This is a genomic window from Citrobacter enshiensis (assembly GCF_029338175.1).
GTDB classification, from domain to species: domain Bacteria; phylum Pseudomonadota; class Gammaproteobacteria; order Enterobacterales; family Enterobacteriaceae; genus Citrobacter_D; species Citrobacter_D enshiensis.
Window position 1 is genome coordinate 2,206,580 of the sequence record NZ_CP119862.1, and the last position, 20,412, is coordinate 2,226,991.

The window sequence follows — 20,412 nt, forward strand, 5'->3', positions numbered from 1 at the left end:
GTATGGCCCAGTTACGGGCCACTTAGTGAATATATGAAATCAGTTTGTGGTCAGACGTTGCCAGATTGCTGATACGTATTTGACCTGATGCCGGGCGTCAGAAAGCGCATTGTGCATGTCACCTTCAAACGGGATGTCGTAGCGTGGATTTATGCCGACAGATTTACCCAGTTCAACCATGGTCCTAACGTCCCTGTCATTCCTGAACGGAACAGCGAAGGGGGTATCTGTTAACGCGTATGCGCGGCGAAGAATGACGTTATCAAACGAACAACCATTACCCCATAACTGAACTGTTTGGCTTCCGTTAGCAGCATTTTCAGCAATAAAGTCAGCCAGAAGTTCGAGGATCTCAAGCAGTCCCATGGCTTCATCAACAAGAATGGCAGAGCGGGCTTCCGATGATTGTTTTAACCACCACTGAATTGTCGACGCATCCGGTTTCATGCCAAACGACATCGATGATTCAAGACTGACAACCCGGTAAAACTCGGCACCAGTGTTGCCAGTCGAAGGATCGAAAAATACAGCGCCGATAGAGACTATTGGGGCATCAGGACTGTTGCCCATAGTTTCCATATCAAGCATCAGGTGAGTATAAAAAGCGTTCAGTGGATCCGAATCAATATGGTGAACGGGTTCATTATTCAGGGAAGATGATGCGTCACCAGTTGCATCAGTGCTTTTAACTGGCAAAACTGCTGCTTCGCCCTGAGACACTTCAGGATTAGCTTTGATTTCGTTGTTGTCAGTTTCTTCCATCTGCACATTGCTGGTGGTTTCCTCGGTTAATTTTGCATGGGTATTCATCAGGCCATCGATTGAAAACGTGCCGTTACCCATGTTGATGACTTCAGGCTGACCTGTGGGTGCTTCCTGCCCAGTTGCAATCTGCTCGTTAATTTCATTCTCCCAACTCGATTCCGGCGCATGACCGGCTGCCGCCAGGGTTTCTTCAGTTGGTGCTTCGTGGTTGCTTTCTGTCAGGTTTGCATTGATGTAGGTCTGCAGGCTGGCCGGAAAATGATGGGCGTTTTCTGTCGCACCACGGATAAGCGCGAATATTGCTGCGCGCGAATAGTCCAAAATGCCAGCGCACTTACGCAGTGCTTCCGACCATTCCTTGAAAGGGCTCTCTTTTTTGGTGACGATCTCTTTTGCCCGGCGGTAAACCCCGCCAGGGATGTCGTAGATGTTAAAATCCATTGGCAGGGTGGCCAGCGCGATCTCAACGTCGAGCGTATCCAGTGTATGAGCGTAATCGGAATTGCGATCGGTCTTATTGCCACCACCGGCGTTGGTTCCGGTATCAGAGCGCTGAATATGCGACACTCGATTGCCTTTACACCACTCTTTAACCAGCAGCCCACGGTCAATATGTTCAGTATTGAACCAGGACTTAAAGAACTGGATGACGGTAGACAGTTCAACTCGCTTTCCATCAACCGGGAAAATAGTTTTCAGCGCGCTGACAATTTTCCAGATATCGATCTCTGGTACTTTTTTAAATGGTTCCACGTTTTCGGCGGCAAGCAGCAGGTTTTGCACATAACTGTCATCTACGTCCAGCTCGAGTTCCTGAATGGTTTTCTTCTGCTCAGCACTAATATGGTAAGCATATTCTTCAGAAATAAACTGAGCTAAAAGGCGCTGGCGTAGCGGCAGAGTGGCGACAGTAATAAGCTCAGGCGTGGTAGATGTGGTGGATTGTTCATCACCCACAACCTTTGCTTTCTTATCATTAACCCATTCCTGAACGGCGAGAGCTCGAGTATCTGGATCTTCAATCCATTCAGTAATAAATTCTTCAAATGAAATAACGGCGTAGACTTGGTCGCGGTCGAAGACTTCTTTTATCGCGCCTGCCAGTTTCCACTCAACATGTGCAGAAAGCTCCTTAACAGCTGGGACATTAGCGACGGCCAGTAGCAGGTTTTGTACATAGAGATCATTTTCGTCCAGTTCCATTTGTCCGATCTGGATGTGCTGTGCTTCGCTGATTTCCTTCTCTTCTGCATCATTTAACAGGTGAGCGATCAGGCGTTGAGACAGGCGCAGGCGAGCAATTGGGCGGAGCAGTACAGGCGCATCAGTGGCGGGTGTGCTGGCATTGGTAGGTTCAGGTTTTTGCTGGTTGGAAGCCCCCTGATTTTCATTTACCGACTTCGGTTTCAGCTGCCATGTTTGCTGGTCTTCTGCCAGCTCGTAACGATCGCACCATGTGTCATCGAGTGTGCTTTCCTCAGGAAGATCGTCAACAACAAACCAGTTAGTGCGGACAGGTAATTGATGGTCGGCACCACGACCGACGGCAATGCCATTGTCTTCCAGAATATTGAGGATTTCGCGTTCTGCACGGGAATCTGATTTCGCAGAGAACCAGCAAAACAGGTTTTTTGCCTCAGTTGCTTTCGCTTTGGCTTTAATAAGATACGCATACGTTAACATTGCGTTCGGGCTCCATTGGATTGTAAGATACCCGGCAGCTGATGATCGCCGCCTAAGGTAGTGGTTATTGGTCAAAACTCGTTCCGGAAAGCTTTGGTCGGCTGACCGGGTACTTAACCCGCCTTGCGCGGGTTTTGTGCTTTATGGGGTAGGGGATTTTCCCTGCGCCAGCTGTGCGACGGGGACCCACTCCAGAGCATTCAACACGGGTTCAAATGAATCAGGCGTGTTAGTAACGGCTCGAACGACGTCAGCAACGCTGGGGTTTACTTTGTTCAGATGGTAGCCGCCGCCGGGACCACGCTGACTGGTGACGATTTCACTGGTTCGCAACTTAGAGAAAATCTGCTCCAGATAAGACACAGACAACTTTGATTCTTTACTGACAGACGCAATGGAAACAGGGCGCCCGTTATAAATCCTGTTGAGGATGGCAACGACCTGAACAGATGCCACCACACGTTTCATTCCAAATTCCATCACGCATCCTTTGCCGGTTCGCGACCGTATCCTGGGTTATCGTTTAAGGCATCATTCAGAACCTGCATTGCCTCATTGTGTGGGAGAGTCAGTGCAAGTTTGATCGCCGTTCCAAGCTCTTCAGCTACGCATTCAAATTTACGAGCGAGCCTGGCTGTTTCATCAACTTGTTCACCCATCGCTTCCATTTCAAAGTTGTGCTCAGTCCAGACCTCATCCATCACATCGCTTTCAACTTCTTCACGTAATGATTCTTTCACTTCCAGAACAGGCAATACCCCGATTAATGACTCTGCTGGTGCGCTGCTGAAGCGCAATGCCAGATCGTTAGCTGACATAAAAACCTCCGGAAAAAAGCCCGCCACAGGACGGGCAAAGAACACTTTTCCAATTTAACCAGAACAGGTCTTCGTCTCCTGTTTGGTTACGATGGTGGTATTACCATCACAATGCCTGGTGCACCGGGCATGAGGCTGGTAACAGCTATTGGTCAAACTCGTTATGAACGAACTGCAGTCTGTTGGTCGGCAGACGGGTCACCCTTCTGGGCGAGCATGTAGCAAATCAGTCGAATGATTACTTCAATACGGTTTAGATGTACGGCCTGACGCCGCACTGGTTTACGTGCGAAATCGATCATGGATTTATCCTCTTGCGTTGCCCTTGTCGCCAGGCTGGCGGAACGTTGAACCTGCTGCGTGTTAATACTTGCCATCTCATCCGGTGATTCATATGCCGCCGGCAGCTACTTCGTGGGCGTCCTGCCTTGATGACTCATTTCAAATTGTGTTTATATTTAAACCCTATTTGTGTTTGAAAGTCAACACGACATGTGTTTAAAACTAAAGAGGTAAAAACGAGGGGCTGCAGGATGGGAAATAAGCATAAAAAAACCAGCCAAGTAGGCTGGTCAGGTCGCTGAGGATTGTAGATTACTCGTCAGTTGGCTTAAATCGCCCCCGAAGGTATTTCTCAACATATTCATCAATCTCTTTCAGTCGCAACTGAAAAGTATCAATCATTCTGTCTTGCTCAGACTCAGGTAACTGGTCAAAAAGAGTGATTAACTTACGATGTTTTGTCGTTAACCATGATTCAGCATGATCATCGCCAAACATTAGCTCCGCAGGGCTAATCCCAAGAGCTTTAGATATTGTTATAGCGTCGTCAACGCCAATATTTCGGCGACCTGCCTCATAGTTTCCGATGCGTGATTGAGCCCACCCGCACAACTCTGCGAGTTTAGATTGCGACATATTTTTCTGTTCGCGTAGCTGCTTCAGTCTGGCGGCAATTGCAGTGTTTATGTTCATTACTGATTTTTACCACGTTACGTGTTATCGCTCAAAGAACGTTTCGTCTTGACTATCTAACACATTATGTGTTTAATTCAGCTAAACACCATATGTGAGGACAAGATGAACAACATCGCCAAAGAACGGCAGGCGCTCGGATTAACTCAAGCGCAATTAGCCAAATTATTCGGGTGGCGTCAGTCAAGGCTCTCAAATTATGAGAACGGAACACGCCAACCGGGACTACCGGAATGCAGATTAATTGTGGAGAAGCTTAACGACCTAGGACGTTCTTGCTCTCTTGATAGTGTGTTTCCGCCACAAAGCGAGGTCTAACGATGCAATCAGTAGCTTATTCCCATAATAACCCACGGTTAGCAGCTCCGTTGAAAACGCAAAATCATTTTAAACCCCAGCGCCGCGACAGCATTCAGCACCGCGTCATATTGGCTGCTGTTCGTGAATGGGAATCGACATTACCAGGGCAGGCGCAGGAGCGGATCGCTCAGCTGGTGGCTGAAGAGTGGGCCAAAGCAGATGGCCGCGGTCTTGCGGTCAATAAGCAGAATCTATTTCGCTATCTGAAAAATGAGGGTGGTTCAGAGAAGTACACGGCTTACGTTATGCAGTTGTCAGGCTCAATTATTGCCGCTATGCCAGTTCAGATAGCCAGGAAGCACGGGTTAAGTAATGCAAGCACAGACGCTGAGCTGGTGGCGAACGCAGTCAAAGAGTGCAGTGAGGCACACCAGGCGAAATTAATCGGCGCGCCGTTACAGAAGCTTGAGAAGGAAATTCGTGAAGCCGCAATCGCTTTGTTCAACATGTTACCTGCTGACGCGGCGGGACCACTACTGGCGAGTTTAAGCGCCGTAGCGCCGCAATTGTTTTAATCGAGTTTTGAGCAATAACCATTACGCGCCGGAAAACCGGACAAGGGAGTAACCATGGCAGCTCTGCCTTACATGCAACTTTACATTGCTGATTACCTGGCGGACACCATGCATCTGTCTACAGAAGAGCATGGTGCTTACCTGCTACTGATGTTCAATTATTGGCAAACAGGTCGCCCGATCCCCAAAAACCGCCTGGCGAAAATTGCACGGCTAAGTAACGACCGTTGGGATGCCGTTGAGCCGTCGTTGAAAGAGTTTTTTAACGACACTGGTACCGAATGGGTGCAGGAGCGTATAGAGCGGGATCTGGAGGCTGTTAAAAATTCAATCAGCCAAAAGTCGGCTGCAGGAAAAGCATCCGCTCAAGCCAGAAAGGCCAAAAAAGGAGCAGACACCCAACAAAAGGGTAACGGGTGTTCAACGGGCGTTGAAGTTCCGTTTGAACAGGGCAGCAACGGCAACTCAACTAATAAAGATACAGATACAGATACAGATACAGATCTAAAAGAACAACAAGAGAGAGAGTTACGCGCGCAAAGTGATTTTCTCCCTCCAATGGGTAAATTTCCGATCACCGATGACTGGATGCCTGGTGAAGACTTTGTCGGTCAAGCCGCACAATGGGGGATTAATCTCGGCAGCCTGCCGGGTTACACGGCGGTTGAGATTCAGCAGTTCCGTGATTACTGGAAATGCGAAGGGAAAGTTAAACATCACATCCAGTGGGAACAGACCTTTGCTTCCAGCCTGAAAACATCACGGGCCATATCCTCCTCATCATCGGCAGGTACACGCCGACAAGCGGGCTTTGGCGTTTCGCAACCAGACACTGAGATCCCTCCGGGATTCAGGGGGTAACGATGAAATCGACGCACGATTTGCTTGGTCGTCTCCGCAATCTCATGCCTGCAGGTGTTCAGCCAAAATTTACCAGCAGTCAGGAGTTAATGGCCTGGCAGCAGGAAGAGGGTCGCAAGCGGGCTGCTGAGCTGGAAAAACAGAATCAGCAAAACCGCGCTGAAAGGATTTTTGGTCGTTCAGGGATCTGCGAGCTGCACAAGGGGTGCTCATTCGCGAATTACCAGGTGAGTATCGACGGGCAGAAACATGCACTGACGATGGCAAAGAGCTACGCCCATAACTTTGGTAATGGTTTCACCAGTTTCATATTCAGCGGCAGTTGCGGTACCGGGAAAAATCACCTGGCCGCGGCAATCGGGAACTACCTGCTTCAGCACGATCATTCCGTTCTGGTCGTGACCGTACCTGATTTGATGCTCCGCGCCCGCAAGTGCTATGACGAAGGCCAGTCTGAATCCGCTCTGCTGGATGACTTGTGCAAGGTTGATTTGCTTGTTCTTGATGAGGTTGGTGTTCAACGTGATACGCGCAACGAGTGGGTATTACTTAATCAGATTATCGATCGCCGTATGGCGTCAATGAAGCCAGTGGGGGTGCTAACAAACCTGAATTACGACGAGTTATCGAAAGTTCTGGGTGTGCGGGTCATGGACCGCTTAACCATGGATGACGGTATCTGGGTGAATTTTGCCTGGGGAAGTTATCGCAAAAACGTGACCCATTTACGGATCGTAAAGTAACCAAAACGAGTATTGACCAATGACCAAAGAAATATCTCAGAAAGACCGGGTGGCGATAGTCGTACGCCATACCCCGAACTGTGTAATGCGGGATGTATGTGAGGCACTTGATATTCCATCAGGTACCGCCGGAAAGTTTCTGCACGCACTGACAGTTAGCGGCACAGTTCGACGAACCCACAACGGAACTCAGTACGTTTACAACATCGCCCCGGATGCAGAAATACCAGACGTAAAACTGCCATTCATGGAAGAGAAAAGCGACCCGGTTCAAACGCAACTGGCGGAGAAAATGGCGAAAGACCTTAAGTCCAGAGGACTCTGGCGGCGCGCGGCAAAGGTGTATGCCGACATGTTGGGAATTGCCCGTAGTTCGGTTGAAGTTTCACGTATAGCGCAGCAGCGTAACGAGTGCCTGCGTATGGCCCGGAGATGATCAGCATGCCAAGACCAAATACACCAGAAGAACAGGAGGCGCTTATCAGGGTGATCATCGAAGAGGTGAAAATCCGCGGTCGTTTAACTGTTGACGAGGCATCGCAGATGTTGTCGCTTCACCGTCAAACAGCGGAGAAGTATTTCCGCGCAGCAGCTGTACGAGGCGAGCTCATCCGCTACGGTCGTCTCGGTCTGTTCCGGGACCAGAAAGCAGTGATTGATTTCGATCTCCAGCGATTCTCATACGGTTCAAGCAAGCCTGTAATGGAGTTGCCAGCAGATTTTCGGGGAAGTGCAGTTATGCGCCGGGTTATGGATATCGTGGGGAGAATGCCAGCATGAAACCAAACAAACAGGGGCTGACCGCTGAATCAGCGCGTGAATCAGGAAATATTCTGCTCATTGTGGCTGCTCGCATGGTCCGTCGAGAACTATTCACGCCACTCCACTTTCTCAGTGAATTACCGAAACGAGTGGTTAGCATGCGGGATTTACGCGATGCACTGGAGCGGTGTGAGGAAGCTCTTCAACGAGAGGTTTGCAAAATCGTTGATGGTCATGACCGCATGGCGAAAAAGCTCAAAGAGGCTGAGGCAAAGCTGGAAGTCGCAGAGAAGCGCATAGCAGAAATGGAGGCGCGTGAGGTTAAGGTTAAGCAATTCTCGGAGTTTCAGATTTGCCATTACGGCGCTTCTGAGGACTATGCGAAGGGCTACATCGACTGCCAGAAAAATTACAACAAGGCGCTTGGTGCCGCTAACATCCTCGTCAGCATGGAGGAATAACCCATGGCCACATTAACCAAAGACCACAATAAACACCCGGCACACTCTCCACTGACATCCCGTCGACTTCACCAGATGCGCGACATACTCAGCAAAGCCGCATCACAACGTGACGGCGGAGACCTTGGCTATGCGATGTCCGACGCGGTGAAGCTGATTGATGGGGTTCTGGAGTCGATGGCCCGTGAGCAAGTACGCCGTGAGCATGCAGCATGGTCACAGGCTACTTTCGGTGATGTCGGTGCCATTGGTCCTCTGAAGCACCTTTCCAAAGAAGCGCTTGAGGCCGCTGCTGAACCTGGCGACCTGAGCGAATGGGCTGACATGCAATTCTTGTTATGGGATGCGCAAAGACGCGCCGGTATCAGTGACGAGCAGATTACCCAAGCGATGATAGAAAAGCTGTCGGTTAACAAACAGCGTCAGTGGCCTGAGCCGAAAGATGGAGAGCCAAGGCTGCACATCAAAATGGGTCAACAGCAAGGAGAGATATGATGGACCAGATACTGCAATACGCAACCAACCGGATTATTAAGCTGGAAAACTTGTTGCTGGTGGATGTTGAGGAAACTGTCTGACCAGCCGAGTTGAAAATGATTTTTTCTCAGGTTGAAAACGCCGGGGATCTCCCGGCGCACCACCAATACCATCTACAGCATCACATTAACTGGATGTAGCGGGAAACAAATTAACCTTAAAAGTGCAACTTGCCATTAAAATGGTAAATATTATGCTGCTGAGTCTTTTCCAACGGCAAGAAAGGGTTCTTGGTTTAGTGCTGTGAAAGATGCTTCGTTATTTAAAAGACGGATGAAATATAATTTTTGCTTCTGAGATGATAGCTCTATTAATCCCGCTTGGTTGATAATGATATTTCTACCCAAGATTGGAAATTTTTGTATTAATGTTTGAATGTTAGCTATGTTTATAGTCCCATTTTGTATCAGGGGGCTATTTGCAGTAGTGGCAAGCCTACGCATAAAATTTCTATTTTTATGCATGTCATTAAAAATATCTAAAGGATTCGGATGATTTGTTACATCTAAGATATTTAATGCAATTATATGAGGTGTAGCATTTGCGGCTAAATTATTGATGACTTGCTCGAGCCCATATGACCTTTCAAGTAGGCTAATGTTTAGCGCGTAATATTTGTTGTTGAAGTAGAAGAAATCCACATTCCCATTAATATCAATGCTATCATGGCTGACTTTGTCTAGGGTTCTGCCATTCGCTGAAAAATATGATAATTTTGTTTTTTTGTGTAGTGCGATTGGGTACTTATGCTGGTAGACAACAACACCAGTGCCTTGCCCGTCACAAAGGTAATATATGATTCCTTTAACAGATGACAGGTTTTGCTGAGCAAAATTGAAATCAGGTGGTGTGATATTTACTCCAAAGTTAAGCACGTCAGCCATCTTTGCGAGGGCGGGCGGAAGGTGATTTATTGTTTGATGATCGTATTCATGAACCTGTTTATCTCTGCTCAGCAGCGAAGATACCAACGGCAAGGCGTTTTGCCCAACATTTGGGTCAATGACATCACGTTTAAGTGACTCACTAAACGATTGTGTTAATTTTTGTTCTGCTCCTTGTTCCAGTGATACTCTGTATATGTTGAGTTGTCCTTGTAATTCCGCAACAAAATACGCTTCACCTGATAAATTAGCAGAGTTTAATATATTGTCGATTGCTGTAAACATACCGTCCTCGGTTATTTAATGATCTTTGCAAGACATGTGTTGTCATCTAGTTTTATATATTTAATTATGCTTTTATTATCGATTTCACCATGACAAATTATTACAAAATCCTTTATTCCTCTGTCGTTTATTTTGGCTCTAAAAATTCTAAACCCAAGTAATGCCAGTGAAGGGTTTGAATAGAATCGATTTGTTTTAACATAAATCATTCCTATGGCTACTATCATTATCAACAGGTTCAGCATTGTCCTTTTGCTGTTCACGTCAGTAAAAACCAAAGGCATAACATAGGTTGTCAAAAACTCTAGGTGCTCATGACTTTCATTTTTAACATCAGAAACAGTACATGTTACTGACCATCCTGAGTTAAATGAGAAGAGTAAATATAGGAATATCAAAAATCCAGCTATTATCATTATAAAACTAGAAATAAAAACTATGTTTTTGGGTGTGATTTTTGATAGTAAAGTCGCTATGTCTTTGTTGCTAAAATATGTTGATATTGAAATAAAAAGATTTTTGTCATATGACATTATAAATAGAGATATAAATAATAACCATAAGGACAATATATATAATGCATACTTTAAGCCTGTTCTTTTTTTCATAATTTACATCTCTTGGGTTAATATAGTTTTGTATCGTTAATATTGTTCTTTGTGCTTGGTTACACACTCGAACAACTCATCGGCAATCAACTGATACGAAAAGAGATGGGCAGGGGCTATTGCAAAGTTTTTTTTATCACGCTACCGCCACAGACGCACAGTAGTAAGTCTGAGGAATAATTACACATAAGGTTAGCATCATGATTTTACAACCTTTTAGGTATTAAGATCCAGCGCTATGTCCCTAGCCACCTTATGGTTGCCACTGTTTGAATATACAGTATTTTTTTAGAGGTTCCAACTTGAGGTTGCTGGCCCAGCGAAAAGATTACGAGGAGCATACTCTTACTATGGAGTGCCTTTGTCACTTTGGCTCAAACAGCATGGCTATTGAGACAAATTAGGTTACACAGTGATTGACTGTTGTTTCATGGTTGTGAGGGGCAACATCATTTATCAATCGGTGTGGACGAGACCATTTGAAAAATTGATGGTTAAATCTCTCGTCACTATAGATGGAGAGGCGCTGGTAGGAGTTTATTGGTCCCTGTTATGTCACTTATAGAACTAACTACTTAATAAACTGTTGCTAATTCAACCCGCTACAGCGGCTTTTCCTTTTTTACTCCTGACAAGAAACTAACAATTTGTGCTCTTAAATCATTGATCATTTCAATGCACAGGTGTACTGTATAAACATACAGTATATGCAGTGGAGGCTATTATGAAAGTTGAACTCACCATTGATCGTACTAAAGAACTTCCAAAGGGAGCGATTCCCGCACTGGAGAAAGAATTGCTGAAAAGGTTGGGCAACCAGTATGAGAACTGCAGCCTGAGCATTCGTCGTGCTGGTTCTGATGGTTTAAGTGTTCTTGGTGGTGACAAGGAAGATAAAAAGAAAATAGAGACGATCCTCCAGGAGACCTGGGAAAGTGCTGACGATTGGTTTTATTAATTATTTTGGGTATTGCTTTTGTCCCGTTTGCATGGGGGAGTTTCAGTGGAAGAAAAAGTAGAATTGCCCAAAAAAGGCTACGCAGTCATCAGATGTCACGATGGGGTCATCGTTGCCAGGCTGCAATCATTTCCTGAGTGTGAGCGCGCCCTGATGTACCGGCGCGGTAGCGTGGTGTCATTTATGCCCCTTCAGGATGATGATGTTGTTGGTACACCAACGTTGTTTACCCAGATGCTGGAAAGGGCTGGTTATCGCGTTAATCAGAATTCTGTTACACTCCCGTCATAGGCCTGAACAACCTATACCTGCTGCGCCACAGGAGAAAAGCCCATGGCGCAAGACCAATTCAAGCAATTCCACTTACTGACGTTAACCAACGCCAGCGATTTTCTTTTTGCCGCATCCAGAGGTGCGTTATGAAGAAGAGCTGGTTCCAACATACCCAACTCACCACTGAGCAGGCCGACGAACTGGAAGCCCGCTATCGCGCAAAGCAGATTAAGACAGAGCGTAGTCTGGATAATGACTTTATTCACTGGACGATAAGCGCGTTCTTACCGGAAGTTTCGAAACCTCCGCGTCAGGACAGAACCTGGCAACAACGGATCTGGAGGTGAATGTGAAAGTCTACAACATCACCCCAATGGGCAAACCCAGAATGACGCGTGCTGATAAATGGAAAAAACGCCCTGAGGTTCTGCGGTACCGGGCTTTCTGTGACGAAGTTCGTCTGCAGGGCGTTGAGCTGCCGGAAAGCGGTTCGCATGTCACATTCATCCTGCCGATGCCCGCGAGCTGGAGCAAAAAGAAACGGGCTGAGTTCAACGGTAAACCGCACCAGACTAAACCTGATTTTGACAACATGATGAAAGCCCTGATGGATGCCATTTACGAAGATGACGCTCACATCTGGGATTCACGAGTCACAAAATTGTGGGGGGATAGCGGGAAAATCATTATTGGGGAGATTGCAGAATGAGGGCGCTGCTGAAGCCGGTGGTTGCACGTGAGCTCGGGATTGTGCTGCTTAAACCAGGCAGCGAGCTGATGTCATTATTCAGCTGCGAGCGCGTGCTGGTGGAGAGTCAGCCGGCAGGTATGGAACGGTTGCCTGCAGGCCGAGTTCCTGACGTGCGCCAGCCGCTTGCGTGTGACGATTCCCTGCGCGCGTTCTTCCTGGATGAAAAAGTTATAAACGCTGCTGGCGGTTTCAGTGGTCTTGATTACTGGCTTCAGCGTTATGGCAGTAATTGCTGCCAGTGGCCACACAGCAATTACCATTATCACGAGCTAACCATTCTGCGTCATGAACCGGGTTCGGTTCTTCTGTGTGGGCATTGTGATAACCATCTGCGTGACCATTACAGCGAGCAACTTGCAGAGCTGGCGCGCCGCAATGTTATTAACTGGATTATCAATAGCGTAATGACTGCGCTGAATCTGGATCCTTCCAGAGAACTGTCGCTGGCGGAGCTTTGCTGGTGGGCTGTTCGCATGGGGGTTACCGATGCAATTCCCGAATCAGCGGCCAGTCGTGCGCTACGTATTCCTTTGAAAGAACACCAGTCAGTCATGCGTGAAAGCGATATCGAACCGGGTGTTACATCCACCAGCATCATTACAGCCAAAGCCAGCGCAGTTACCGTGAGCACGCCACCAGCGCAGGTTCCTGCGATTAAACCCGTAGTCGGTGTTCTGGTAGATCCCGAGTCCCCGCAAACCTATATGAAGCGTCCAAAGCGGATCCGCTGGACGGACCCCAGATATCTGACGTGGATTAAAACACAGCCCTGTGAATGCTGCGGCAAACCATCAGATGACCCACACCATTTAATCGGCTGGGGGCAGGGAGGGATGGCAACAAAGGCGCATGATATTTTCGCGATCCCCCTGTGCCGTCAGTGCCATACAGAACTACATAACGACCCGGTGAAGTTTGAGCGAGAGCATGTGCCTCAGCCGGTGATGATTATCAGAGTGCTGGACCGGGCTTATGGGCTCGGCGTTCTGGCATAAAAAGACGGGATGCACATATGAATCTGGACAATATATTAAAGTTTTTCGCGCCGAAAGGTATGCTCATATCTGATACCAGCAGAGCAACAGCAAGCGACCAACTGAAGGTTACTGATGTTATGGCAGCACTGGGAATGACTCAGGCTGACGCGGGAATAGGGCTGGCGATGTATCTCGGGAAGGCTGGTATCAGTAGCCAGGACAGGGAGGCATCAATAAACTGGCTGAGTGAATGCGCCAAACAAACAGCCCCCTTTGCTGTTCGCCGCATCGCAGGAAAAAAATTCCCCCTCTGTATGCTCATACTTGCTAAGTTCGCCTACAACGACTACGCGTCATCAGCAGCTGACGTATTCGATTGCCCGAAATGCAATGGGAAAGGGATCCTTGAAAAAGTCGGGATGGTTACCAAAAGTCATTACACGGTAAGGATCCCGCAATGGGCCAAAGAGCTTGGGCAGTCTCCATCGGATTTTGAAAAAAAACGTGAAGTGAAGAATGTTGAACAATCACTCTGCGCTAAATGTCATGGCACCGGAAAGCTAAGCAAGCGCTGTCAGTGTGGCGGTACTGGGAAGACACTGGACCGCAAAGCAACTGAGCTTCAGGGCATTCCGGTTTATAAGGAATGCAAACGCTGTGAAGGTCGCGGTTACAGCAGACCTAAATCATCAGTTGCATACCGGGGAATTTTCTCTGAATTGCCAAGCCTTCCTGATCGCACGTGGCGTTACAGTTGGAAGCCATTTTACGAAATGCTCGTTTCCCGGTGCTTCCAGGAAGAGAGCTATTCAAACTCTCAGCTAAAAAAGGTTACCAGAAGCGAAAATATGATGAATATCGCGTAATTTAGCGTCACGTTATTTGCAATGTTGCCGTTTTTGAGTTAATTTGACACTAAAGATGGGCTTTGTATGTCCACGGTTAGCAAGTTGATTAAAAACCTCGCCAATGCGGGGTTTTTTAGTTTTGACGATTGGTGTCTTAATCGGGAACTATATTTTAGTTTCGTTGTCATAAGTTACTGTTGCATAAAGCTTCTAATTCTGGGATACGCATATGTTCGATGATAAACGAGACACAACAGTTGTTTTTACTGATACAGAAATGAATTCATTCGATGATGATGCCTATTTGGATCTTTCACAAGAAGTGCTGTCGTCAAGAATCGGAGAGGAATTACCAACCGTTTCGGTGTTGGTTGACATTGATGAAAGTGAGGATCTTCCCCCTGGGGTAGGGAGGGAAATTTATGAAGATTTCTCAGTCTTTGCTGACAAATTAAACCCGACTCAACTCATCATTGACAGAGAGTATGACGATAATTACTTCAGAATTACTCGACCCAAGGATCTTTCAACCATTGATAGCATCCTTCAAGAAAGAATTCAGGATATTAAAAATAACCGTGAGTTAGACGAGGACTATGAAAGAGAGCGCCAAGAGCGTGAGCGAGATGAATGGAATGACTGACTAAATTAAGTTCAACCTTTCATCAGTCTCACTTTTGTGAGCCATTTCATTTCAAAGATATATTTCATAGAGCGGTAGATTTGCGGGACACTAAGTTTTTACTAACTTAGAACCGAGATCTTACCGCTAGATCAAAACAGGCTGCCAGAAGGCGGCCTTTTTTATTCCCCTCGTTCTGAGAGGACTCACAGCAATTAAGAGGGGGGCTAAATGTCCGATCCGATTTCCGGCACTGGGTTAGCTGGTGGAGCCCTGACGGGGGCCAGTGTCTATGGACTGCTGACTGGAACTGATTACGGTGTGGTATTTGGCGCATTTGCGGGGGCCGTGTTCTACATAGCAACAGCCTCAGATATGAGTGCAACCCGTCGGCTTGCGTATTTCGTTGTTTCGTATATCGCCGGAATTCTCTGTTCTGGGCTGGTGGGTTCAAAACTGGCTGCTCTGACTGGTTATAGCGATAAACCTCTGGATGCCATTGGTGCCGTAATCATTTCCGCATTGGCCGTCAAAATCCTGACATTCCTGAATAACCAGGATGTCGGCTCGCTGGTGGCGCTTATAACGCGCCGGGGAGGTTCTGGTGGTGCTAAATGATCCGACAGCGACTGTTAACGCGCTGCTCTGCGTTGGGGTAGTGATAACCCTGATGTTTTACCGCCGTGGGGATTCCCGGCATCGTCCGTGGATTTCGCGCCTGGCATGGCTAATTACAGTCATCTACAGTGCGGTGCCATTAGCCTATCTTTGCGGCATTTACCCCCATTCATCATGGGCCACTATCGGGGCCAATATCATCTTTCTTTCTGTGCTGGTGGCCGTCAGGGGCAACGTAGCGCGTCTGGTTGATCAGCTGAGGCACTAATGACTAAAGACGGCATCTTTAATGCGATTCTCACGAAAGAGGGTGGCTACGTTAATCACCCGAACGATAAAGGCGGCCCGACGAACTGGGGTATCACCGAGGCAACTGCTCGTTCCCATGGCTATACCCGTGACATGCGTGATTTGACCAGACAGGAAGCACTCGAAATTCTTGAGGCCGATTACTGGTATGGCCCTCGATTTGACCTGATTGCCACCGTCTCACCGTCCATCGCCGCTGAGTTGTGCGATACGGGCGTAAACATGGGGCCATCAGTTCAGGCGAAGTGGTTGCAGCGTTGGCTAAACGCGTTCAACAACCAGCAGCGGTTCTATCCCGACATTATTACTGATGGTCATATTGGCCCGCGAACTGTCAGCGCGTTGAAGTCATTCATCGCTAAGCGAGGAAGTGAAGGGGAAAACGTCCTGTTACGTGCGCTGAACTGTAGCCAGGGACAGCGCTACCTGGAACTGGCGGAGCAACGCCCGGCGAACGAATCATTCGTTTATGGATGGCTACGGGAGCGTGTGAGCCTGTGACAAAACTCAAAGCTATTCTGGTCGGTATCGGGCTGCTCATCATGCTGGTGCTGGGGTCATTTGGCCTGGGCAGTGTGCGTGGACGCGAAAAGGCTGAAGCTAAAGCGGATAAGCAACGTACCGATGATAATGCGGTCGCAACCAAAGCCGTAGCTGAACGGCGCGTCGAAGCAACGAAAGAGGCCAGCAATGTACAGCAGACTGTTAACCGTATGCCTGATGACGATGTTGATCGCGAGTTGCGTGAGAACTTCACCCGTAAGACCCGAAGTAACTGACACCGCCTGTGACTGGATAAACATCATCTACCTCACTGAGCACGACATTGAGGTAATGGATAGACAGACAAAGCGTGACGTTCTGTCGCATAACAAATCAGTACAGGCGAACTGCAAGAAGGGGTAAGCTCGTGAACGCAGAGAACCTAAGTGAAGCGTATTACATCAATAACGAGATAAAAGAACTACAGCGGCAGAAAGACATGCTGGAAAGTGGCGCTGGGCTTGGGGTAACAATTCAGTCTACCTATCAGGATAATGCCTTTTTGGATGCTATCCGTCCACATGCAGTGGCTGAGCTTGATCGTCGTATCGAGGAGAAGAGCAAAAAACTCTCCACTCTTGGGGTAACGATTACTTGAGATTTTTGCACTTATATCGCTTTCTTAGCTCTAGTTTCGCCCACTCCATTAGAAAGCTAACTATTGGAGCGACATAGGGCGCAAGCGCATTAAGCAAATCGATTAAATCTGAGTCAAACATATTCCATCTCCTTGAAATTAACTAGAGGAGATGACTACGGATTGCAGTCATCCCATTGTAGGGCCTAATGGCTCTTCTCATTAGTGAGTCGTATAGATTGCGGCTCATTGAAGGGTTCATTACAGGAGATATGAAAATGGTTTCACTACGCCTTAGAGGTATGAAAAAGGCGGTGTTAATCAGTGCAGAAGCATTCACTGAGCGCTTGCGACAATGCTATCCTAGCGCCTCAAAGGAGGGGCTATGAACATCAATGAAAAAATATCTCTGCTGTCGATGATAGGGACATGGTTCTCAGGAATCGCCACGGTATTAGCTGTGTGGATGGCGCTGCATCTGGCAAATCGTAAACCGAAAGCTATTGCTAAATGTACGGTTTCTAGGTCATTGTTTTTCATACAAAGTAGTATGGGGACTGAAACGGAAAAAGGAATTCAAATTAAAGTCATTAATCAGAGCCTCCATGCTATAACTGTATCTTCAATAGAGTGGGAATATGGTGGTGATAGTGTGATCGCAAGTTATTTTTCTGATGAAAAATCACATAAGCTGCCATCAAAGTTAGAACATGGAGAAGTGGCTAGGTTTTGGATACCATTATTCCCTGATGAAAGGAATTGGTTAAAAAGAATCGCAGCCTTGGTCAGAAGTAATGGCAAAGACCCAAGCAAAATTATTTGTTCTGTTGAACTAACAACAGGCGATAGGTTTAAAACCAAACCGGATAAAGAAATTATTAATATACTTAAAAATATTAAATAAAAGCCTCGCTGACGCGGGGCTTTTTCTTGCGCATCGCACGCGCAGCATCAAAAAGAGTCTTTCAATGCCACCACGCACACCGAAAGCTTGCCGTGTACGCGGCTGCCGAAACACAACAACCGAACCATCTGGTTACTGCGAATACCACAAAAGTGAAGGCTGGAAATCCTACAAACCAGGGCAATCCCGTCACCAGCGTGGCTACGGGACGAAGTGGGAGGTAATCCGGGTCCGCATCCTGAAGCGTGACAAAGGGCTGTGCCAGGAGCATCTCCGGCGTAGCGTGGTGAAGCCGGCCTCCTGTGTCGACCACATCAAGGCGAAGGCACACGGCGGCACCGATGATGACAACAACCTCGAAAGTCTGTGCTGGTCGTGTCACGCTGCGAAGACCGCGCGTGAACGTCTCAAGTGAGAATTATTGTCATCTGAGTCCGCAAGGGGGGGAGGGGGAGGGTAAATCCCTGTAGCCCTTGTCCTTCCGGACTGCCCGCCTCATCGGTTTTTTATACCCGCGAAAAATCAAATTTAACCAGGAGCATTGCCCATGGCTGGAAAGGCGGGCGCTTCCGGTCGTCGTCCCAAGCCAACGGCGCGGAAAGAGCTGGCCGGAAATCCCGGTAAACGAGCCCTGAATAAAGACGAGCCGGTCTTCACCCCGATACAAGGCGTCTCGCCGCCGGACTGGTTTACCGAAGACGATCTTCCGCTGGCAGTGATTATGTGGGAGCTGACAACCAAAGAGCTTTGTGGACAGGGACTGCTGTGCGTTACCGATCTGGCGGTGCTGGAGCGCTGGTGTGTTGCCTATGAGTTCTGGCGCCGCGCGGTAAAAAATATTGCGTCCGAGGGAAACACCATCATCGGAGCGATGGGGGGGAAGATCAAAAACCCTGAACTTACCGCCAAGAAAGAGCAGGAGTCGGAGATGAGTTCGACTGGCTCCATGCTGGGGCTCGACCCCAGTAGCCGGCAGCGACTTATCGGTCTCGCTGGCCAGAAGAAAACCTCAAACCCCTTTCTGAAGATGATTAACTCATGAGCCGGAAATCGTACCCCAACGTCAACGCCGCGAACCAGTACGCCCGCAACGTTGTGCGGGGCAAGATCCCGGCGTGTCAGTTTGTTATTCAGGCCTGTCAGCGTCATATCGATGATATGGCGACCGAAAAGAGTAAAAAGTTCCGGTACCGCTTCGACAAGGATATGGCAGAGAAGGCGGCGAAGTTCATTCAGTTGCTGCCGCATACCAAGGGCGAATGGGCCTTTAAACGAATGCCGATCACCCTCGAGCCATGGCAGCTTTTCATCGTCTGCTGCGCGTTTGGCTGGGTGCAGAAGGGGTCTAAGCTGCGGCGTTTCCGGGAGGTGTATACCGAAATCCCGCGCAAAAACGGCAAATCGGCTATCTCTGCCGGTGTGGCGCTGTACTGTTTCACCTGCGATAACGAGTTTGGCGCGGAGGTTTACTCCGGTGCCACGACCGAAAAGCAGGCATGGGAAGTGTTTCGCCCGGCTCGCCTGATGTGCAAGCGCACTCCGCTGCTGGTGGAAGCGTTCGGCATCGAGGTGAATGCCTCCAACATGAACCGTCCTGAAGACGGCGCGCGCTTTGAACCGCTGATCGGTAATCCCGGCGACGGTGCATCGCCGCATTGCGCCATTGTCGATGAGTACCACGAACATCCTACGGACGCGCTTTATACCACGATGCTGACCGGGATGGGGGCCCGGCGCCAGCCGCTGATGTGGGCGATCACCACCGCCGGTTACAACATTGAAGGTCCCTGCTACGACAAGCGGCGCGAAGTTATCGAAATGCTGAACGGTTCGGTACCGAATGAGGAGCTGTTCGGCATTATCTACACCGTGGATGAGGGGGATGACTGGACCGACCCGAAGGTGCTGGAGAAGGCCAACCCGAACATGGGTGTGTCGGTCTACCGTGACTTCCTGCTCAGCCAGCAGATGCGTGCAGTGAACAATGCCCGCCAGGCAGGGATATTCAAAACCAAGCACCTCAATATCTGGGTGGCGGCCCGCGCCGCGTTCTTCAACCTGGTGAGCTGGCAGAACTGTGAAGACAAAACGCTGACCCTTGAGCAGTTTGAGGGACAACCTTGCGTACTGGCATTTGACCTGGCGCGCAAACTGGATATGAACAGTATGGCGCGGCTGTTTACCCGGGAGATTGACGGGAAAACGCACTATTACAGTGTGGCGCCACGCTTCTGGGTACCGTATGACACGGTCTACAGCGTGGAGAAAAACGAGGATCGCCGCACGGCTGAACGTTTCCAGAAATGGGTGGAGATGGGGGTTCTGACCGTTACCGACGGTGCCGAGGTGGACTACCGCTACATCCTGGAAGAAGCCAAAGCGGCGAACAAACTGAACCCGGTCAGCGAATCGCCGATCGACCCGTTTGGCGCAACGGGGCTTTCTCACGACCTGGCTGACGAAGGTCTGAGCCCGATCACCATCATCCAGAACTACACCAACATGTCAGACCCGATGAAAGAGCTGGAAGCCGCCATTGAATCGGGCCGGTTTCACCATGACGGTAATCCGATCATGAGCTGGTGTATCGCGAACGTTGTCGGGAAATGTATTCCCGGTAACGACGATGTGGTGAAACCCATCAAAGAGCAGAACGAGAACAAAATCGACGGCGCGGTGGCGCTGATTATGTCAATCGGGCGTTCGATGCTTTACGAGAAGGTAGACACCTTGTCTGACCGACTCGAGTCTCACGGTATCCGTTCACTTTAACCG

General features: G+C 48.5%; 30 protein-coding genes and 3 pseudogenes. 26 read left to right on the plus strand and 7 right to left on the minus strand.

Going from position 1 to position 20,412, the window contains the following annotated elements; translation table 11 throughout:
- Window positions 1-39 precede the first annotated feature (39 nt).
- The 5 genes and pseudogenes from P2W74_RS10740 to P2W74_RS10760 all read right to left on the minus strand — a co-directional run bounded on the left by P2W74_RS10740 (window position 40) and on the right by P2W74_RS10760 (window position 4,241).
- Window positions 40-2,448 (minus strand): 3'-5' exonuclease, encoded by a 2,409-nt coding sequence (locus P2W74_RS10740; protein WP_276294911.1) that lies wholly within the window; start codon window positions 2,446-2,448, stop codon window positions 40-42.
- A 141-nt stretch (window positions 2,449-2,589) separates the two neighbouring features.
- On the minus strand, window positions 2,590-2,928 hold the full coding sequence (locus P2W74_RS10745) for an RrF2 family transcriptional regulator (protein ID WP_276294912.1): 339 nt from the start codon (window positions 2,926-2,928) through the stop codon (window positions 2,590-2,592).
- The gene (locus P2W74_RS10750) at window positions 2,928-3,266 is read right to left on the minus strand and encodes a hypothetical protein (RefSeq protein ID WP_276294913.1); all 339 of its coding nucleotides are present in this window, start codon (window positions 3,264-3,266) and stop codon (window positions 2,928-2,930) included. The genes P2W74_RS10745 and P2W74_RS10750 overlap by 1 nt, the downstream gene beginning before the upstream one ends.
- Window positions 3,267-3,427: 161 nt before the next feature.
- Window positions 3,428-3,568 (minus strand): annotated as a pseudogene (locus P2W74_RS10755) (hypothetical protein); the annotation flags it as partial.
- A 292-nt stretch (window positions 3,569-3,860) separates the two neighbouring features.
- Entirely contained in the window at window positions 3,861-4,241 is a 381-nt protein-coding gene (locus P2W74_RS10760) for a helix-turn-helix domain-containing protein (protein ID WP_276294914.1), read from the minus strand.
- 105 nt (window positions 4,242-4,346) lie between these two features.
- On the opposite strand from P2W74_RS10760, the gene P2W74_RS10765 reads away from it, so the two are divergent.
- From P2W74_RS10765 to P2W74_RS10805, 9 genes and pseudogenes are all read left to right on the plus strand, one after another.
- Window positions 4,347-4,559, plus strand: coding sequence for a helix-turn-helix transcriptional regulator (locus P2W74_RS10765; RefSeq protein ID WP_276294915.1), 213 nt, complete (start codon window positions 4,347-4,349; stop codon window positions 4,557-4,559).
- Between the two features lie 2 nt (window positions 4,560-4,561).
- Complete coding sequence (locus P2W74_RS10770; RefSeq protein WP_276294916.1) at window positions 4,562-5,116, plus strand: toxin YdaT family protein; 555 nt, start codon at window positions 4,562-4,564, stop codon at window positions 5,114-5,116.
- Between the two features lie 54 nt (window positions 5,117-5,170).
- Window positions 5,171-5,977 carry a DUF1376 domain-containing protein gene (locus tag P2W74_RS10775; protein ID WP_276294917.1) on the plus strand — a complete coding sequence of 269 codons (807 nt, stop codon included), beginning with the start codon at window positions 5,171-5,173 and terminating at the stop codon, window positions 5,975-5,977.
- A gap of 2 nt (window positions 5,978-5,979) precedes the next feature.
- On the plus strand, window positions 5,980-6,720 hold the full coding sequence (locus P2W74_RS10780; RefSeq protein ID WP_276294918.1) for an ATP-binding protein: 741 nt from the start codon (window positions 5,980-5,982) through the stop codon (window positions 6,718-6,720).
- Between the two features lie 19 nt (window positions 6,721-6,739).
- Entirely contained in the window at window positions 6,740-7,156 is a 417-nt protein-coding gene (locus tag P2W74_RS10785) for a PerC family transcriptional regulator (protein ID WP_276294919.1), read from the plus strand.
- 5 nt (window positions 7,157-7,161) lie between these two features.
- Window positions 7,162-7,500, plus strand: coding sequence for a DUF977 family protein (locus tag P2W74_RS10790; protein WP_276294920.1), 339 nt, complete (start codon window positions 7,162-7,164; stop codon window positions 7,498-7,500).
- Entirely contained in the window at window positions 7,497-7,943 is a 447-nt protein-coding gene (locus P2W74_RS10795) for a hypothetical protein (protein ID WP_276294921.1), read from the plus strand. The genes P2W74_RS10790 and P2W74_RS10795 overlap by 4 nt, the downstream gene beginning before the upstream one ends.
- Before the next feature lie 183 nt (window positions 7,944-8,126).
- Window positions 8,127-8,411: pseudogene (locus tag P2W74_RS10800) on the plus strand (DUF550 domain-containing protein); the annotation flags it as partial.
- Window positions 8,412-8,437: 26 nt separating this feature from the next.
- Window positions 8,438-8,617 (plus strand): annotated as a pseudogene (locus tag P2W74_RS10805) (hypothetical protein); the annotation flags it as partial.
- A gap of 54 nt (window positions 8,618-8,671) precedes the next feature.
- On the opposite strand, the gene P2W74_RS10810 reads toward P2W74_RS10805, so the two are convergent.
- Window positions 8,672-9,649 carry a Kiwa anti-phage protein KwaB-like domain-containing protein gene (locus P2W74_RS10810; RefSeq protein ID WP_276294922.1) on the minus strand — a complete coding sequence of 326 codons (978 nt, stop codon included), beginning with the start codon at window positions 9,647-9,649 and terminating at the stop codon, window positions 8,672-8,674.
- 11 nt (window positions 9,650-9,660) lie between these two features.
- Window positions 9,661-10,257 (minus strand): anti-phage protein KwaA, encoded by a 597-nt coding sequence (gene kwaA / locus P2W74_RS10815; RefSeq protein ID WP_276294923.1) that lies wholly within the window; start codon window positions 10,255-10,257, stop codon window positions 9,661-9,663.
- A 724-nt stretch (window positions 10,258-10,981) separates the two neighbouring features.
- Between kwaA and P2W74_RS10820 the strand changes: the two genes are divergently transcribed.
- From P2W74_RS10820 to P2W74_RS10900, 17 genes are all read left to right on the plus strand, one after another.
- Window positions 10,982-11,215: a DinI-like family protein gene (locus P2W74_RS10820; RefSeq protein ID WP_276294924.1), complete on the plus strand. Its 234-nt coding sequence runs from the start codon at window positions 10,982-10,984 to the stop codon at window positions 11,213-11,215.
- A gap of 45 nt (window positions 11,216-11,260) precedes the next feature.
- Window positions 11,261-11,506: a hypothetical protein gene (locus P2W74_RS10825; protein WP_276294925.1), complete on the plus strand. Its 246-nt coding sequence runs from the start codon at window positions 11,261-11,263 to the stop codon at window positions 11,504-11,506.
- A gap of 128 nt (window positions 11,507-11,634) precedes the next feature.
- Entirely contained in the window at window positions 11,635-11,835 is a 201-nt protein-coding gene (locus P2W74_RS10830) for a hypothetical protein (protein ID WP_048235144.1), read from the plus strand.
- Window positions 11,836-11,837: 2 nt separating this feature from the next.
- Window positions 11,838-12,197 carry a RusA family crossover junction endodeoxyribonuclease gene (locus P2W74_RS10835; RefSeq protein WP_276294926.1) on the plus strand — a complete coding sequence of 120 codons (360 nt, stop codon included), beginning with the start codon at window positions 11,838-11,840 and terminating at the stop codon, window positions 12,195-12,197.
- Window positions 12,194-13,234 carry a DUF968 domain-containing protein gene (locus tag P2W74_RS10840; RefSeq protein ID WP_276294927.1) on the plus strand — a complete coding sequence of 347 codons (1,041 nt, stop codon included), beginning with the start codon at window positions 12,194-12,196 and terminating at the stop codon, window positions 13,232-13,234. The genes P2W74_RS10835 and P2W74_RS10840 overlap by 4 nt, the downstream gene beginning before the upstream one ends.
- Before the next feature lie 17 nt (window positions 13,235-13,251).
- Window positions 13,252-14,082: an antitermination protein Q gene (locus P2W74_RS10845; RefSeq protein WP_276294928.1), complete on the plus strand. Its 831-nt coding sequence runs from the start codon at window positions 13,252-13,254 to the stop codon at window positions 14,080-14,082.
- A gap of 211 nt (window positions 14,083-14,293) precedes the next feature.
- Window positions 14,294-14,707 carry a hypothetical protein gene (locus P2W74_RS10850; RefSeq protein WP_276294929.1) on the plus strand — a complete coding sequence of 138 codons (414 nt, stop codon included), beginning with the start codon at window positions 14,294-14,296 and terminating at the stop codon, window positions 14,705-14,707.
- Window positions 14,708-14,917: 210 nt separating this feature from the next.
- A complete protein-coding gene (locus P2W74_RS10855) occupies window positions 14,918-15,304 on the plus strand; it encodes a phage holin family protein (RefSeq protein WP_276294930.1) in 387 nt (128 codons plus the stop codon).
- Window positions 15,291-15,572: a phage holin family protein gene (locus P2W74_RS10860; protein ID WP_276294931.1), complete on the plus strand. Its 282-nt coding sequence runs from the start codon at window positions 15,291-15,293 to the stop codon at window positions 15,570-15,572. The genes P2W74_RS10855 and P2W74_RS10860 overlap by 14 nt, the downstream gene beginning before the upstream one ends.
- Entirely contained in the window at window positions 15,572-16,114 is a 543-nt protein-coding gene (locus P2W74_RS10865) for a glycoside hydrolase family 108 protein (RefSeq protein ID WP_276294932.1), read from the plus strand. The genes P2W74_RS10860 and P2W74_RS10865 overlap by 1 nt, the downstream gene beginning before the upstream one ends.
- A complete protein-coding gene (locus tag P2W74_RS10870) occupies window positions 16,111-16,392 on the plus strand; it encodes a hypothetical protein (RefSeq protein WP_276294933.1) in 282 nt (93 codons plus the stop codon). Before P2W74_RS10865 ends, P2W74_RS10870 begins: the two co-directional genes overlap by 4 nt.
- Window positions 16,340-16,519 (plus strand): hypothetical protein, encoded by a 180-nt coding sequence (locus P2W74_RS10875; protein WP_276295173.1) that lies wholly within the window; start codon window positions 16,340-16,342, stop codon window positions 16,517-16,519. Before P2W74_RS10870 ends, P2W74_RS10875 begins: the two co-directional genes overlap by 53 nt.
- 4 nt (window positions 16,520-16,523) lie before the next feature.
- Complete coding sequence (locus P2W74_RS10880; RefSeq protein ID WP_276294934.1) at window positions 16,524-16,754, plus strand: hypothetical protein; 231 nt, start codon at window positions 16,524-16,526, stop codon at window positions 16,752-16,754.
- 364 nt (window positions 16,755-17,118) lie between these two features.
- Window positions 17,119-17,637, plus strand: coding sequence for a hypothetical protein (locus P2W74_RS10885; RefSeq protein WP_276294935.1), 519 nt, complete (start codon window positions 17,119-17,121; stop codon window positions 17,635-17,637).
- A gap of 64 nt (window positions 17,638-17,701) precedes the next feature.
- The gene (locus P2W74_RS10890) at window positions 17,702-18,052 is read left to right on the plus strand and encodes an HNH endonuclease (protein ID WP_276294936.1); all 351 of its coding nucleotides are present in this window, start codon (window positions 17,702-17,704) and stop codon (window positions 18,050-18,052) included.
- A 132-nt stretch (window positions 18,053-18,184) separates the two neighbouring features.
- Window positions 18,185-18,679, plus strand: coding sequence for a phage terminase small subunit P27 family (locus tag P2W74_RS10895; RefSeq protein ID WP_276294937.1), 495 nt, complete (start codon window positions 18,185-18,187; stop codon window positions 18,677-18,679).
- Entirely contained in the window at window positions 18,676-20,409 is a 1,734-nt protein-coding gene (locus P2W74_RS10900; RefSeq protein WP_276294938.1) for a terminase large subunit, read from the plus strand. Before P2W74_RS10895 ends, P2W74_RS10900 begins: the two co-directional genes overlap by 4 nt.
- Window positions 20,410-20,412 lie beyond the last annotated feature (3 nt).

Bases quoted from the DNA above. Each gene is read 5' to 3' on its own strand.
- P2W74_RS10740 (WP_276294911.1), bottom strand. From the start codon at position 2,448: ATGTTAACGTATGCGTATCTTATTAAAGCCAAAGCGAAAGCAACTGAG.
- P2W74_RS10745 (WP_276294912.1), bottom strand. From the start codon at position 2,928: ATGGAATTTGGAATGAAACGTGTGGTGGCATCTGTTCAGGTCGTTGCC.
- P2W74_RS10750 (WP_276294913.1), bottom strand. From the start codon at position 3,266: ATGTCAGCTAACGATCTGGCATTGCGCTTCAGCAGCGCACCAGCAGAG.
- P2W74_RS10760 (WP_276294914.1), bottom strand. From the start codon at position 4,241: ATGAACATAAACACTGCAATTGCCGCCAGACTGAAGCAGCTACGCGAA.
- P2W74_RS10765 (WP_276294915.1), top strand. From the start codon at position 4,347: ATGAACAACATCGCCAAAGAACGGCAGGCGCTCGGATTAACTCAAGCG.
- P2W74_RS10770 (WP_276294916.1), top strand. From the start codon at position 4,562: ATGCAATCAGTAGCTTATTCCCATAATAACCCACGGTTAGCAGCTCCG.
- P2W74_RS10775 (WP_276294917.1), top strand. From the start codon at position 5,171: ATGGCAGCTCTGCCTTACATGCAACTTTACATTGCTGATTACCTGGCG.
- P2W74_RS10780 (WP_276294918.1), top strand. From the start codon at position 5,980: ATGAAATCGACGCACGATTTGCTTGGTCGTCTCCGCAATCTCATGCCT.
- P2W74_RS10785 (WP_276294919.1), top strand. From the start codon at position 6,740: ATGACCAAAGAAATATCTCAGAAAGACCGGGTGGCGATAGTCGTACGC.
- P2W74_RS10790 (WP_276294920.1), top strand. From the start codon at position 7,162: ATGCCAAGACCAAATACACCAGAAGAACAGGAGGCGCTTATCAGGGTG.
- P2W74_RS10795 (WP_276294921.1), top strand. From the start codon at position 7,497: ATGAAACCAAACAAACAGGGGCTGACCGCTGAATCAGCGCGTGAATCA.
- P2W74_RS10810 (WP_276294922.1), bottom strand. From the start codon at position 9,649: ATGTTTACAGCAATCGACAATATATTAAACTCTGCTAATTTATCAGGT.
- kwaA (WP_276294923.1), bottom strand. From the start codon at position 10,257: ATGAAAAAAAGAACAGGCTTAAAGTATGCATTATATATATTGTCCTTA.
- P2W74_RS10820 (WP_276294924.1), top strand. From the start codon at position 10,982: ATGAAAGTTGAACTCACCATTGATCGTACTAAAGAACTTCCAAAGGGA.
- P2W74_RS10830 (WP_048235144.1), top strand. From the start codon at position 11,635: ATGAAGAAGAGCTGGTTCCAACATACCCAACTCACCACTGAGCAGGCC.
- P2W74_RS10840 (WP_276294927.1), top strand. From the start codon at position 12,194: ATGAGGGCGCTGCTGAAGCCGGTGGTTGCACGTGAGCTCGGGATTGTG.
- P2W74_RS10845 (WP_276294928.1), top strand. From the start codon at position 13,252: ATGAATCTGGACAATATATTAAAGTTTTTCGCGCCGAAAGGTATGCTC.
- P2W74_RS10850 (WP_276294929.1), top strand. From the start codon at position 14,294: ATGTTCGATGATAAACGAGACACAACAGTTGTTTTTACTGATACAGAA.
- P2W74_RS10855 (WP_276294930.1), top strand. From the start codon at position 14,918: ATGTCCGATCCGATTTCCGGCACTGGGTTAGCTGGTGGAGCCCTGACG.
- P2W74_RS10865 (WP_276294932.1), top strand. From the start codon at position 15,572: ATGACTAAAGACGGCATCTTTAATGCGATTCTCACGAAAGAGGGTGGC.
- P2W74_RS10875 (WP_276295173.1), top strand. From the start codon at position 16,340: ATGTTGATCGCGAGTTGCGTGAGAACTTCACCCGTAAGACCCGAAGTA.
- P2W74_RS10885 (WP_276294935.1), top strand. From the start codon at position 17,119: ATGAACATCAATGAAAAAATATCTCTGCTGTCGATGATAGGGACATGG.
- P2W74_RS10890 (WP_276294936.1), top strand. From the start codon at position 17,702: ATGCCACCACGCACACCGAAAGCTTGCCGTGTACGCGGCTGCCGAAAC.
- P2W74_RS10895 (WP_276294937.1), top strand. From the start codon at position 18,185: ATGGCTGGAAAGGCGGGCGCTTCCGGTCGTCGTCCCAAGCCAACGGCG.
- P2W74_RS10900 (WP_276294938.1), top strand. From the start codon at position 18,676: ATGAGCCGGAAATCGTACCCCAACGTCAACGCCGCGAACCAGTACGCC.